The organism is Blastomonas sp. (assembly GCF_030373265.1).
GTDB lineage: Bacteria > Pseudomonadota > Alphaproteobacteria > Sphingomonadales > Sphingomonadaceae > Blastomonas.
The window spans coordinates 108,170-124,017 of record NZ_JAUCZC010000007.1 but is presented as its reverse complement, the minus strand read 5'-3'; the positions used below and the strand labels follow the sequence as shown (position 1 = coordinate 124,017).

The following is a 15,848-nucleotide window of genomic DNA, read 5'->3' as shown; positions in this document are numbered from 1 at the left end:
TGCCTGCATAGCGTTCCGGCAGGAGGCGGGGGCCTCCCCTGATTGGCTGGCGGTGCGCAATCCCTATTGGATTTGCGTGGTCGGCTGATCGTCCGGTAATGATGGCGTTGTGATCGGCCGCATAGCTGCATCACGACAACACGGTACCGGGTGACAGGGGTTTCACTCTGATTTCCCGAGACGGGGTCGCGCCCTCTCAACGCCCTTCGGGGAAATCGGACGATCACCCCGCATGAACCTTTCGCGGATGTTGACACTCGGCGTCAAACGCAGCGCCCTGTCGCGTGGCTGTATAGCCTTCGCGCTGGCGACCGCCATGGCATGGCCTGCAGCCGGTGCCGCCCAGTCTGTTCCCGGCCCGCTTCGCCCGCCTGCCGGCACATTCGAGCGCGAGAACCGTGAGCCCGAAGTGCCGCTGTCCACGCCGCGCACGCCCTTCACCATCGATCGGCCGCGCACTGATCCGAGCGCGATCGACGATACCGCGAGGGTCCGGGTCACCCGGTTCCGCATCGTCGGCTTCGATGTGATCGCCGAAGACCGGCTGCAGGCACCGCTCGCGCCCTTTCTAGGCCAGGAGCTGTCGCTGGCGGATATCTATCGCGCCGCCGACCTGCTCACCCGAGTCTATGCCGAGGCAGGCTATGCCTTGTCATTCGCCATCGTCCCAACCCAAGACGTGGCGGATGGCGTGGTCGTGCTCCAGGTGGTCGAGGGCAGCGTCGATGCCATCGAGATCCAGCTCAAATCGGGTGCGGGGCTGGTCGGGGAGACGCGGCTGACCGACATGATCCGCCGTCGGTTCACGCCGCTCATCAAGCGCGGTCCGGTAAAGGTCGATGAACTCGAACGCGCGATCCTGACCAGCGGCGACCTCGGCGGAATGGACGTCTCGGTCGTGGTCCGCCCATCCGAAGCCACCCCCGGTGCCGCCAGCCTGCTGGTGGTGGTCGATCTCGACCCGGTGGTGCTCGAGGCGCAGTTCGACAATCGCATCCGGGACAATCTGGGCGAGCAGCGCTATCGCGCCGGGGTGACGGTCAATTCGCTGTTGATCCCCGGCGATCAGTTGCTGCTGGATGCGCGCGCGACCCTGCCCACCGACGGCTTCGTTTCGGGCTATGTCCAGTACAGCGCGCCGATCACCGACGATGGCCTGACCGGCACCCTGTCCTATTCGCGTGCCCGGTCGCGGGCGGTGCGCGGGTTCCTCTCGATCCTGCAGTTCGAGGGCGAGGAAGAAGTGGTGCGCGCCGGGCTCAGCTATCCGCTGCGGCGGACGCGCAACTCCAGCCTGATCGTCGGACTGGACGCGACCGCGATCAACTCCGACAGCGGCATCTTCGGCGTGACCCTGATCGATGACCGCAGCCGCTTTTATGAACTTTATGGCAGCTATGACTGGGCGGCAAGCGATGGCACCATCGGCCTGTTCCGACTGGGGGTGAGCCAGGGCATCGATGGTCTTGGCGCCACCGGCCGGTTCAACCCCTTGCGCAGCCGTACCCAGGGCGATCCCGAGTTCACCGCCGCCACCGCATCGCTGGTGTGGAACGCGCCGCTGGTCGGCACCAGCCGGGTGCGGGTGACGGCAGAGGCGCAGATGGGCCTGAACCGCGGCGCGGCAGCCTCGCGCGAATGCAATTTCGGCGGCGACCGCTTCGGCCGGGCCTATGATTATGGCGCAGCAGGCGGCGACCATTGCATCAACGTGGCGATGGAACTCAACGACCGGCTGAGCTTCGGCCCGGTCACCGTCCAGCCGTTCCTGTTCGTCGACGCCGGCATCCTGCGCCAGAGCGGGCGGCTCGATTTTGCCGAGCTGCGGGTCACCGAATTGTGGTCGGCAGGCGGCGGGTCGCGCATCGCGCTGCCTTACGGCCTGTTCGGCGAGGTCTATGCCGCATGGCCGGGCAAGGCCCGCTTCACGCCCGATGGCAGCAGCGATCCGCGTATCTTCTTCTCGATCGGGGCAACACGATGAGCCATTTGCTGACCCTTCGCCCACGTCACCGCCGCAGTGCAGGCTGGCGGACCGCCTTGCGCACCGGGGTGGCGGGCCTTGCCATCGTCACCGCGCAGACGGCACTGGCCAACCCCGGGGGCGGCAATGTCGTCGCGGGCAATGCGACGATCAACGGTCAGGGCACCGACCGGGTGCGCATCGACCAGACCAGCGACCGCGTCGTCATCAACTGGGACAGCTTTTCGATCGGCGCGGGCCAGGGCGTCGATTTCCGCCAGCCCGGCGCACGGTCGATCGCGCTCAACCGGGTGACCGGGCCCGAAATCAGCCAGATCATGGGCGAGCTGACCGCCAATGGTCAGGTCTATCTGATCAACGGCAACGGCATCGTCTTCGGCAAGGATGCCAGGGTCGATGTCGCAGGCTTGGTCGCGACCAGCGCGGATATCGGCAACGATGCCTTCATGGCGGGCGGAAGCTTGCGCTTCGGCACGCCCGGGCGGGCCGGCGCGAAGATCATCAATCACAGCACGATCACGGTGCGCGATGCGGGCATCGCCGCGTTCGTCGCGCCGCAGGTCGCCAATGACGGAATCATCACCGCGCATATGGGCAGGATCGCCTTTGGCGGCGCGCAGGCGTTCACGCTCGACCTGCACGGCGACAACCTGATCCGCTTCCAGGTCGGCGATGCGGTCACCAAGCTCGACGACAAGGGCGCGCTGGTCGATATCGACGGCGTGGTGGATGCCCGCGGCGGATCGCTGCTGATCACCGCCTCGGCGGCGCGCGATCTGGTCAACCAGTCGGTGCGCATCGGCACCCCGCAGGCTGCCAGCATGCAGGTCGGCGCCGACGGCAAGGTCTCGCTGATCGCCGCCAAGGTCACGATCGCGGCTCCGGGCGAGGTGCAGGTCGGCAGCAATGTCGCGATGGACCTGTCATCGGGCACCAATGCCGTGCAGACAGGCGGCCGCCCGGCCAAGGGCGGCAACAACAGCAATATCGGCTGGGTTGGTTCGCTCGACGGCGATGCCGCCGCCGCGCCGGGCCAGGCGCTGGCGGCCAGCGGCACCGGGGGTACGCTGACCATCTCGGCTGCGCGCACCATTCTCGATGGCACGATCAACCTCGATGGCAGCAAGGCCGGCGGCACCGCGCACATCACCGGCAGCGATTTTCTCTCGTTCGGCTCGATCCTTTCGGCCAGCGGCGCGGATGCGGGTGGCAAGATCCAGCTCGATGCGGGCGGATTCTCGCTCGCCGGGCGGATCACGGTCAACGCCGGGCTGGGCAAAGGCGGCAATGTCGATATCCACACCACGCGCCGTGCGATCGACACCGGCGATGCGTTCATCGATGCGAGCGGGCTGCACGGCGGAACGATCCGCTATGTCTCGGACGACCAGATCATCTCCTCGGGCAGGTTCCGCGCATCGGGCAGCCATGGTTTTGGCGGATCGATCGATGTCAGTGCACCGCGGCTCGACCTGTTCTCGGCGCAATTCTATGCGCAGGGTGGCGTGCGCGGTGGCCGGGTGCGGCTGGGCGGAGAGTTCCAGGGCGGCAGGGGTCTCAGCCTCGACGAACTGCCCAACGCGCGGACACTGGTCGCAACCGATGCGGTGACGATCGATGTCTCGGCAATCGGCATGCGCGGCAATGCCGGCGAGATCGTCTTGTGGTCGGACGAGCGGACGACGTTTCTGGGCAAGGCGATCGCGCTTGGTGGCCTGGTCGGCGGTCTTGGTGGCCAGATCGAGATTTCGGGCAAGGAGACGCTGGTCTATCGCGGCACGGTGGAAACCGCGCGCGACGGCCAGCGCGGCGGCAAGCTGTTGCTCGATCCGAAGAACATCATCATCGCCGATGTCACCAACACGCCGAGCCAATACGGGCTCGTGCTGCAGGCGTTCAGCGCTTCAGGGCCAGGTGCCGCTCCGGCCAGCATCGCGGCAGGCGACGGGTTCGGGTCAGCGCTCTCGCTCGATGGCAACCGGCTGGCCGTCGGGATCCCCGGCGACGATGGCGCCGACGATGGCCAGCCTGACGCCGGGGCGGTCTATCTGTTCTCCTTCGCCGACAGCCTGTTTGCCGCGCCGGTGCTGAGCGCGGTCATCGGGTCGGGCTATAGCGGCGGTCGGAACATCGCGCTGGCCGGGCTCGAGGCGGGTGACCTGTTCGGCTATGCGCTGTCGCTCGATGGGCAGCGGCTGGCGGTTTCGGCGAGAAACGACGACGGCGAAGGCAATGCCGCGACCGATGCAGGCGCGGTCTATCTGTTCACCTTCGATGACGTGACATTCGGCAACGGCACGCTGCGCGGCATTGTGGGCGCGGGCTATTCCGGCCCGGCGAACCTGTCGGTTGCGAACCTGGAGGCGAGCGATCTGTTCGGGGCGAGCGTTTCGCTCGACGGTGATCGTTTGGCCGTGGGGGCACTGTTCGACGATGGCGCAACCAACGCTGCCAGTGATGCCGGCGCGGTGTATCTCTTCTCGTTCGCCGACAGCCTGTTCAGCAACCCGCTGCTCGAGGCGACCATCGGCGAGGGCTATGGCGGGGCGAAGGACATCGCGCTGGCGCTCGATGCCAATGATTATTTCGGAGCGGGGGTGTCGCTGAGCGGCAGCCGCCTCGCGGTCGGGGCGGTGTTCGACGATGGCGAAGGCAATGCCAGCTTCAGCACAGGCGCGGTGTATCTGTTCGCATTCGACTCTCCCGCGTTCGAATCCGGCACCCTGCAGTCGAGAATCGGGTTTGGGTATTCCGGCTCCAGCGATGTCGATCTGAACTTTCTCGATCCATCGGATCATTTCGGGCAGTCGGTCTCGCTCGACGGCAATCGCCTGTCGGTGGTGGCGTCGCTCGACGATGGTGGCGAGAACAGCGCGCCCGATTCCGGCGCGGTCCGTCTGTTCACGCTGTCGGATGACCCGGGATTGGCACCGCAGCTCAGGGCCACGATCGGCGCAAACTACGGCAACGCCTTCGGGGATCTGACCCTGGCGGGCTATGGTGCTGGCGACTCCATCGGTGCGGCGGCGCTCGACGGCAATCGACTGGTCATCGGCGTGGCCAATGACGACGGGCAAAACGACGCCACAACCGATGCCGGTGCGGTCTATCTGTTCACCTTCGATGAAGCCACCTTCAAGGGCGGCCGGCAGGTCGGGACGCTGGGCGCAGGATATCGCGATTTCACCGGCCTGTCGCTGGCCGGCGAAGGCTTGGAACGGTTCGACGGCTTCGGCACCTCGGTCGCGCTGGATGGCAACCGGCTGGCGGTGGGCGCGCCGTTCGACGATGGCGCGGGCAACAGCAACCCCAATGCCGGCGCGGTCTATCTCTTCACCTTCGGCGATGCGCAGTTCAGCGCGCCGGTGCTCCAGTCGGTCATCGGATCGGGCTATAGCGGCGGCAAAAACCTGTCGGTCGCACGGCTCGACGCGAGCGACATGTTCGGCACCTCGGTTTCGCTCGACGGGCTGAGGCTGGCAGTGGGGGCGCCGGGTGACGACGGCCTGAACAACAATTCGGGCGATCTGGACGCCGGCGCGGTCTATCTCTTCACCTTCGGCAGCACGACGTTCGATGCGGGCGCGCTGGCCCGTGTGCTGAATTTCGAGACGTTCACCGGGGGATCGATCTCGGCTCAGGGCGCACAGTTCGGCAGCGCGGTATCGCTCGACGGAAACTTCATCGCGGTCGGCGCGGCAGGCGATGCGGGTACCGATCCGGTGCTTCCCGCGTTCGATGCAGGCGCGGTCCATCTGTTCGATCTGGGCTCGCCCGATTTCTCGGCCACCCCGATCAGGCTGTCGACCATCGGCAAGGGCTATGAGGGTGGCAGCGACGCCGATTTCGCTGATCTTTCGAGTGGCGACCGGTTCGGCAGCGCGGTGGCGCTGGACGGGCTGCGGTTGGCGGTCGGCGCGCCCGGCGATGACGGGTTCATGGACGATTTCTTTGATCCAGGCGCGGTGTTCCTGTTCAGCTTTGCCGACACGGCCTATGCCAATGCGACGCTCGATGCCACGATCGGTGCGTTTTACCTGGGCAGCGACGATTTCACGCCGCCGGGCCTCAACCTTTCGGTGCCTGGCGGCAGCCGTTTCGGTCAGTCGGTCTCGTTGCAGGGGCGGCAGCTCGCCGTCGGCGCGATGGGGGATGCAGGTGCCAGCGGCTTCGAGGGCAATTCCGGCGCGGTGTTCCTGTTCACCTTCGGCGGCAGCGGCTTCTCGGGCATAACCCAGACCGGGCAGATCGGATCGGGCTATGCCGGTGCGGGCGATTATTCGCTCAAGCTGCGCGCGATCGAGGCTGGCTTCCAGCTCGGCAGTGCCGTCTCGCTCGACAACAACCGGCTGGTCGCAGGCGCCTCCAACAGTTCGGGGCCGAACGACAGCGCTCCGGGATCCGGCGCGGCCTATCTGTTCACCTTTGGCGGCGCGGGTTTTGCCGAGCCGCGGCTCATCGACACGCTGGGTTCGGGCTATGAGGGGCAGCAGAACTTCTCGCTGTCGCTTCCTACGTCATCGGGCAGTTTCCTGGGGCCGCAATTCGGCGCGGCCGTGGCGCTGGACGGACGGCGGCTAGCGGTCGGCGTTCCCGGCGATGGCGGCAGCGCGGGATCGGGCGTGGACCTGGGCGCGGTGTATCTGTTCAGCTTTGCCGATCTGGCGTTCCGGTCGCCGATGCTCGAGGCGATCATCGGCGATGGCTATGCCGGCGGCAAGAATGTCTCGGTCCCGCTGGATTTCGGCAGCCGGTTCGGCTCCGCGCTTTCGCTCGACGGCAACCGGCTGGCCGTCGGCGTTCCTGGTGACCGGGGCAACGGCGATCCGCCGGGCTTCGACGTCGGATCGGTGTTCCTGTTCACGTTCAGCGACGCGCAGTTCGGTGGCGGGGCTCTGGTCGGCAAGATCGGCACCGGTTATGTCGGCGCGCAAAGCATCGATATGGCCGGGCTGGAGGATTTCGACAATTTCGGCGCGTCGGTCGCGCTGCGTGGCAACGCGCTGGTGGTGGGCGCCCCGTTCGACGACGGGCAGGGCAATGGCGTGTTCGATTCCGGCGCGGCCTATCTGTTCAGCTTTGCCGATGCAGCTTTCAATGGCGGGCAGCTTGAAGGCTATGTCGCCGCGGGCGCGACGGGCATCAAGGATATCGACGTTGGCCAGCTCGATTCAGGCGACCTGTTCGGCAGCGCGGTCGCCCTCGATCAGGATGGGTTTCGGCTGTTCGTCGGCGCGCCGGGCGATCAGGGCGATGGGAACGGATTGTCTGGCGCCGGAGCGGTCTATCAGTTCGGGTTTTTCAGCCCCGGTTTTGGTGAGGGTTCGCTCATCGGCACGATCGGAGCAGGCTATGAAGGCAGCCTCGACCTCAATATCGACGGGATCGGCAGTGCCGAGCGGTTCGGTTCGTCGCTCGCGCTCGATGGCTCGTATCTGGCCGTGGGCGCGCCCGGCGACAATGGTGCGGGCGATCTGCGCGAGGGCACAGGGGCGGTCTATGTGTTCAACGATGACGAGGGCGGGTTCTCGCTGAATGGCCTCATCGGTGCAGGCTATACCGATTTCCTGGACTATGCGCCGGGCGAGATGGACAATGATGACCAGTTCGGTTCGTCGGTAGCGCTCAGCCAGAACCGGCTCGCGATAGGTGCAGTCGGCGCGGACGGCTTTGCCGACACCAGCTTCAATTCCGGCGCGGTCTATCTGTTCAGCTTCGATGGCGGAAGCTTGCGTGACCTTGCGCTCAGGGGCACGATCGGCACGGGCTATGGCGCGCAGAAGAACCTCGACCTGCTGGGCGACCCCGGCGACAATATCGGCGTGTCGGTCGCGTTGCTTGGCAACCGGCTGGTCATCGGCGTGCCTGGCGCCCCCGACGTGGCGGGCATCGGCGGGGATCCCGGCACGACGTTCGGCGCGGCGTATCTGTTCACCTTTGCCGACGCGACTTTTTCCGCCCCGACCGTCACCGGCATCATCGGCCAGGGCTATACGGGCGCTGGCAATTTCGATGTCGCCGTTCTCGAGGATGGCGACATGTTCGGCGCGTCGGTGGCCCTGGATGGGTTGCGGCTGGCGGTCGGCGCTCCTGGCGACGATGGCGCCAACGATGACACCGCAAATGCCGGCGCGGTCTATCTGTTCAGCTTCGCCAACACCGGCTTTGCCAGCCCTGTGCTCGAGGCGCGGGTCGGCCGCGACTATAGCGGGTTCAAGAACGTCTCGGTCGGCGATCTCACCCTGGGTGACAGCTTCGGGGCCAGCGTGTCGCTGCGCGGCACCCAACTGGCAGTCGGCGTTCCCGGCGATGACGGTCAGGGCAACAACGTCACCAATACCGGTGCGGCCTATCTGTTCACCTTCACCAACAGCATCTTCAATGGCGGCGAGCGAGCCGGGACGATCGGCGATGGTTACAACATTCTCGCTGGCGATTTCAGCCTGACGCTGGAAACCGGAGATCAGTTCGGATCCGCCGTATCGCTCGGCACCCTGGGCCTCGCGGTGGGTGCCTCGGGCGATGATGGCGCCAACAATGACGCAGACAGTGCCGGCGCGGTCTATCTTTTCAACTTTGCCGACACCAGCTTTGCCAGCATCTCGCTCGCGTCGACGCTGGGCCGCGATTACATCAGCGGTTCGAACGACCTGTCGATCTTGGGCGTGGACGCGTTCGACGAATTCGGCGGCGCGGTCTCGCTCGACGGCACCACGCTGGCCGTCGGATCGCGCGGTGATCGCGGTATCCTGGAAGACGGCCCGAACGCTGGCGCGGTCTATCTGCTGAATTTCGGCGATACCGACTTCTCCGCACCGCTTTTGTGGGGGATAGTCGGCGCGGGCTATTCGGGCACCGACAGCAATCTTTCGATCACCGGGCTGGCCCCGGGAGATTCTTTCGGATCGAGCGTCGCGCTCGATGCCGGGCGGCTGGTCGTCGGTGCTCCGGGCGATGACGGTGTCACGGCTGATCGTTTCGGGATCGGCAAGGTCTATCTGTTCACGTTCGCCGACACCGCCTTTACCGGGCTGTCGCTCGCAGGTTCGATCGGCAGCGGCTATGCCAATGGGCTGAGCAGCTCGCTGGCCGCCAATGGCATAGCCTTTGACGAGCGTTTTGGCGCTTCGGTGTCGCTCGATGGATTGCGGCTGGCGATCGGTTCGCCTGACGATGACGGCGCGGCGGGTCTGAGGCCGCTGTCGGGCGCGGTCTATCTGCTGACCTTTGGCGATCTTGCATTCGGCGCGCCGGTGCTGCGTTCGGTGATCGGCGCGGGCTATAGCGGCGGCAGCAACCTTTCGGTCGACAGCCTCGGGGCCTTTGATCTCTTCGGCACATCGGTATCGCTCGATGGCACGATGCTGGCGGTCGGCGCGATCGGCGATGACGGCATCGCCAATGAAGAGTTCGACGCCGGCGCGGTGTATCTGTTCAGCTTTGCCGACGCGATGTTTGCCGCGCCGTCGTTGCAGGCGACCATCGGGCAGGGTTACGGTGCGGGCATCGATCTTGATCCCGGCAACACATCCGAAGACCTTTTCGGGCATTCGGTGGCGCTGGACGGCCTGAGGCTGGCGGTCGGAGCGCCGGGCGACGATGGTGTCGAAGGCGATGTGAACGAAGCCGGCGCGGTGTATCTGTTCAGCTTTGCAGGGCCAATTCCCTCTGCGATCACGTCGGTTGGCAAGATCGGATTTGGCTACACCCAGCCCGGCGATATCGACATGACCATGCTGGGGTCGGGCGATGTCTTCGGGACATCGGTGGCGTTGGACGGGCGCGGACTGGCGGTCGGTGCCAGGCTGGACGATGGCGGGATCGCCGCCAGTGTCTTCGATCTGGGTGCGGTGTACACCTTCGCCTTTGCCGACGATCAGTTCGGCGGCGGCAGCCTGCGCTCGACCATCGGCTTCGGCTATTCCGGCGCGGACGACATCGATCTGTCGCAGCTGTCTTCAGGCGATTATTTCGGAACCAGCGTGTCGCTCGACGGCAACCGCCTTGTCGTTGGCGCGACGCGGGACAATGGCGCCTTCAATGACACAGACGGGGCCGGTGCGGTCTACGCCTTCAGCTTCGCCGATGATCAGTTCACCGGTCCCGTGCTCGAGGCGACCATCGGGCGGGATTATTCCGGCGGCAAGAATGTCGGTGTAGACCTCGGGTTCTTCGACGATTTCGGCATATCGGTGGCGCTGGATGGCAATCGCCTGGCGGTGGGGGCCGCATCCGACGATGGTCCGGGCGATGCCTTTTTCAACATCGGCGCGGTGCACCTGTTCACCTTCGACGACCCTGCTTTCACGGGCGGAAGGCTGGCCGGCACGATCGGCGCGGGCTATCGCTCGGCCCTGGGAATCGACCTGACATTTCCAGACGGCGCGCAGGGTCCCGATGGGGCGTTCGATGCGTTCGGTCGCTCGCTCTCGCTCGATGGCAACCGGCTGGCGGTGGGAGCGCCGGGCGACGATGGTGCGCTGGGTGCTGTGGCTAACGCGGGTGCGGTCTATCTGTTCACCTTCGCCGATGCCGATTTTGCCGCACCGGTGCTCGAGGGTGTCATCGGCGCGGGCTATTCGGGGGGCAAGAACCTCTCGGTCGGCGGATTGGCCGCCGACGACCTTTTCGGCACCGCTGTCTCGCTCGACGGCAACCGGCTGGCGGTCGGCGCGCCGTTCGATGGCGGCGAGGGGGACAGCGCCTTGCTGTCCGGCGCGGTCTATCTGTTCGGCTTCAGCGACGCGGCCTTCAGCGACCCTGCCCAGATAGCGCGGATCGGCAATGGCTATCTCGGTGGCGGCGACTTAAACCTCGCGCTGGCAGCCGGCGCGGGCTTCGGGACCGCCGTATCGCTGAGCGGCAACCGTCTTGCCGTGGGTTCGCCCAACGATAACGGCTTTGGCGGTGATGTGGCGGGTTCCGGTGCGGTCTATCTGTTCGGCTTTGCCGACGACATGTTCACCGGTACGGCGCTGATCGGGACGATGGGCGCCGGGTATAATGGCGCGGGCGACGTCAACCTTTCGGCCGTCCTCGATGCGGCGGACCGGTTCGGCTCGTCGGTGGCGCTGGATGGATATCGGCTCGCTGTCGGCGCGGCGCTGGATGGCGGGTTCACCAACGCGGCTCCGCAGGCCGGCGCGGTGCATCTGTTCACCTTTGCGAGCAGCGATCTGACCGGCGGTTCGCTGGTGGGCACCATCGGCGAGGGCTATGCCGGCGGCAACAACCTTTCGCTCAGCGGGCTGGCCGGTTTCGGCGCGTCGGTCGCGCTCGACGGGCTCAGCCTGGCGGCGGGCACCTTCGGTTCGAGCATTGCCTATGTGTTCAGCTTCGCCAACCCCAGCTTTGCAGCGCCCGGTCTGGATTTCCGCGCCGGGGCCGACGTCACCGGCCCCAATGACATTGCGGTTGCAGACACGCTCGACAGCGATTTCGGCCTCGGTCTGTCGATCGACGCCGGGCGCCTGGTTGTCGGCGCGCCGCGCAGCAACGGACCCGATGGTCAGGCCGAAGCATCGGGCGCGGCCTATTTCTTCTCGCTGGGCGAAAGCGTACTGCCCGGGTTCGGATTTGGCGACGATCCCGGCGCGGACGTGACGATCAGCGCCAGCGCGCTCGCCGCGATCCTGTCCGGCGGCACCGGTGTCGAATTGCAGGCCAACAACGACATCACCGTCAATGCCGCTATTCTCGTCGACAACCCTTCGGGCGACGGCGGTTTCCTGACCTTCCGGGCGGGCCGTTCGATCTTCGTCAACGCCGGGATCGTCTCCGATAACGGCAGCGTGAACCTGATCGCCAATGATCTCGTGGCCAATGGCGTGGTCGATGCCTTCCGCGATTCAGGCGATGCGGTGATCACCTTCGGCCCGGGCGGCTTCATCGACGCCGGAACCGGTTTTGTGGGTGTCGGCATTTCGTCGGGCAACGATCACACGTTCTTCCAGTCCGGTGCCATCAGCCTGGGGTCGGTCACGGCCAGCGCGATCGAAGTCCTCAATGCCGGGATGTCGGGCAACGCCGGTGTCACGCTTCTGCCAGGGGCGGTGCTGACCGCGAGTGGCCCTGACTACGCCATTGTCGTGCGCAGCGATGTGTTTACCAATCTGGCAGGCGCCGGTGTCTTCAACCTGACCGGTAGTGGCCGCTTCCTGGTCTATTCGGATGACTATGACGTTATCGATCGCGGCGGCCTGACCGGCAACAATCTGTATAACCGCAATTTCGTGTTGGCGCAGCCCGACACCATCACCCAGCCGGGCAACCTGTTCATCTTCTCCCGCCAGCCGATCCTCACCTTCACCGCCGATGATGCGACGCGGACCTATGGCGAGGCAACGCCGGCCTATGGCTTCCAGTTCTCGGGACTGGTCAATGGCGAGAGCGAGGCCTATGCGTTCAGCGGCGCGCCGAACCTGTTCGATTTCGCTTCGGGCAATGCCGGCACCGACACGATCTTCATCGATGCCGGCACGCTGGTCTCCGATGTCGGCTATGGCTTCGATTTCGTCACCGGCGCGCTGACGACGCTGCGGGCGCTGCTCACCGCACGCGCCGACGACCAGACGCGGCAATATGGTCTCGACAATCCGGCGTTCACGGTCACCTATTCGGGCTTCGTCAACGGCGATGACGCAAGCGTGATCCTGTCCAGCCCCAGCTTCAGCACCATCGCCGACATCACCTCGGACGTGGGCAGCTATACCATCGATCTGGGCGAGGCCTTTGCCGACAATTACGACTTCGATTATGTTCCGGGCACGCTGACCATCACCAAGGCGCTGCTGACGGTGACCGCCGATGATGCCAGCCGCCCATATGGCGCGTCCGATCCGCTGTTCACCGGATCGATCACCGGCCTGCTCAATTCGGACACGCAAAGCGTGATCTCGGGGCTGGTCTATGGCAGCGATGCGCTGATCACATCCGATGCCGGACTCTACAGCATCACCGGCTCGGGCGCGACCGCGACCAATTACGACTTCGCCTATGTTCCGGGCACGCTGACGATCACCAAGGCTCTGCTCACCGTGATCGCCGACGATGCCACGCGCGAATATGGCCTTGCCGACCCGGCGTTCACCGGTTCGATCAGCGGGTTCCTCAATGGCGACGATGACGGCGTGGTGTCGGGGCTGGTCTATGGCAGCAACGCGGTGCTCAACTCGGGCATTGGCAGCTACGCCATCACAGGTTCGGGGGCGTCCGCCACCAATTACGACTTCAGCTATGTTCCCGGCACACTGACGATTACGCGGGCGCTGCTCACCGTTGCCGCCGACGATGCGAGCCGCGAATACGGCCTCGCCAACCCGGTGTTCACTGGATCGATCACAGGGCTGCGCGCGGGCGATACCGCCAGCGTGGTCTCGGGTCTGGTCTACGGCTCGGCGGCCACCGCCGCGTCCGACGTCGGCACGTTCGCGATTACCGGATCGGGCGGCGCGGCGGCGAATTACGACTTTGCCTATACGCCCGGTACGCTGACGATCACGCGGGCGCTGCTGACGGTGACCGCCAACGATGCGACGCGCGAATATGGCCTGGCCAACCCGGGCTTCACCGGATCGGTGACCGGCCTGCGCAACGGCAATACCGCGAGCGTGATCTCCGGGCTGGTGTACGGTACCCCCGCCACGGCGGGATCGGATGTCGGCAGCTATGTCATCACCGGATCGGGGGCATCTGCCACCAATTACGACTTCGCCTATGTTCCGGGCACGCTGACGATCACCAAGGCTCTGCTCACCGTGATCGCCGACGATGCCACGCGCGAATATGGCCTTGCCGACCCGGCGTTCACCGGTTCGATCAGCGGGTTCCTCAATGGCGACGATGACGGCGTGGTGTCGGGGCTGGTCTATGGCAGCAACGCGGTGCTCAACTCGGGCATTGGCAGCTACGCCATCACAGGTTCGGGGGCGTCCGCCACCAATTACGACTTCAGCTATGTTCCCGGCACACTGACGATTACGCGGGCGCTGCTCACCGTTGCCGCCGACGATGCGAGCCGCGAATACGGCCTCGCCAACCCGGTGTTCACTGGATCGATCACAGGGCTGCGCGCGGGCGATACCGCCAGCGTGGTCTCGGGTCTGGTCTACGGCTCGGCGGCCACCGCCGCGTCCGACGTCGGCACGTTCGCGATTACCGGATCGGGCGGCGCGGCGGCGAATTACGACTTTGCCTATACGCCCGGTACGCTGACGATCACGCGGGCGCTGCTGACGGTGACCGCCAACGATGCGACGCGCGAATATGGCCTGGCCAACCCGGGCTTCACCGGATCGGTGACCGGCCTGCGCAACGGCAATACCGCGAGCGTGATCTCCGGGCTGGTGTACGGTACCCCCGCCACGGCGGGATCGGATGTCGGCAGCTATGTCATCACCGGATCGGGGGCATCTGCCACCAATTACGACTTCGCCTATGTGCCGGGCACGCTGACGATCACCAGGGCGCTGCTGACCATCAGCGCGGACAGCCTGGCTCGCGAATACGGCCTTGCCAATCCTGTGTTGACCAGCACGATCGCTGGCCTTCGCAATGGCGACACCGCATCTGTGATCAGCGGGCTGGTGCTTGCGACCCCTGCGACCAATGCATCGGGTGTCGGCAATTACAGCATAGGCGTATCAGGCGGCAGCGCGCTGAACTATGACTTCGCGTACATCCCCGGCACGCTGGCGATCACGCCTGCGCCGCTCACGGTGACCGTGGACAGCAAAACCCGGGTGTATGGCTCTGCCAACCCCGCGCTGACCGCCAGCATCACCGGGTTCCGCAATGGTGACACCGATGCGGTGGTCTCAGGGCTCAGGCTGCGCACCGGGGCAATCGTGCGGACTAACGTCGGCGACTATGTGATCACCGGATCGGGAGCCACGGCGGCCAATTACCGTTTCGATTACATCCCCGGCACGCTGACCATCACCAAGGCGCTGCTGCAGGTGCGGGTCAGCAATGCCAATCGTGAATACGGACTGGACAACCCCGCATTCGGCGCGATGATCACAGGCTTCCGCAACGGCGATCGCGCCGATGTCGTCAGCGGCCTGACGTTCGGCACCGTTGCCTCCATCGGCTCGGATGTCGGCAGCTACGCAATCACCGCATCGGGTGCTTCAGCGCTGAACTACGACTTCGCTTACACGGCCGGTCGCCTGACAATCGATCGCGCGCGGCTGCTGATCACCGCGAACAGCCTGGTGACAGAGCAAGGCAGCGGCGATCCGGTGCTGACGGTGAGCTATTCGGGCCTGCGCAATGGCGATACTGGCGATGTCGTCACCGGGCTGGTGCTGCGCTCGTCGGGTGGCGGAAGCGCTGCCTCCGGCCAGTATGTCATCAACGCCTCGCGCGGTACCGCGCGCAACTATCAGATCACCTACCGTCCCGGCGTGATGACCGTGCTCGCACCGATCATGCCACCGACGCAGGATCCGCCGGCCGCTAACCCGCCAGCCGCCAATCCTCCCGTTATCGTGCCGCCTCCGGCCGGGGGCGGAACGACCGGCGACGACCCGGTGGCCCAGCCTCCCGGGGCTGGATCGGATGCAGCGCCATCGACGCCTGTGCCGGCAAACCCTCCTCCGCCGGTGATCGCATTGCCCGGTCAGGGTAGCGTTGCGATGCCGGAGACCCCCAATGCGACATCGCCGCTCCAGGTCCTCCAGGGATTGGCCGCGCCGTTGCCGGTGCTGCTCGCGCCCGAAACCCGTCCGCTCGATTCCGCGCAGCCCGGCGATCCGTCGCGGGGCGGTGGACAGCGTACCGGCTGTACGTATATCAGCCTGTGCTCGGCTGCGCCGGTACCGCTGTGGACGTTTCAGCCCGCCCAATGAAGAAAGTTTGATGT

2 protein-coding genes are annotated in these 15,848 nt (G+C 65.8%); both read left to right on the top strand.

Annotated elements, in window-relative coordinates; genetic code table 11:
* Positions 1-247: 247 nt before the first annotated feature.
* Positions 248-1,984, top strand: coding sequence for a ShlB/FhaC/HecB family hemolysin secretion/activation protein (locus QUV11_RS06175; RefSeq protein WP_300881093.1), 1,737 nt, complete (start codon positions 248-250; stop codon positions 1,982-1,984).
* Complete coding sequence (locus tag QUV11_RS06170) at positions 1,981-15,834, top strand: MBG domain-containing protein (RefSeq protein WP_300881092.1); 13,854 nt, start codon at positions 1,981-1,983, stop codon at positions 15,832-15,834. The genes QUV11_RS06175 and QUV11_RS06170 overlap by 4 nt, the downstream gene beginning before the upstream one ends.
* Positions 15,835-15,848: the final 14 nt, after the last annotated feature.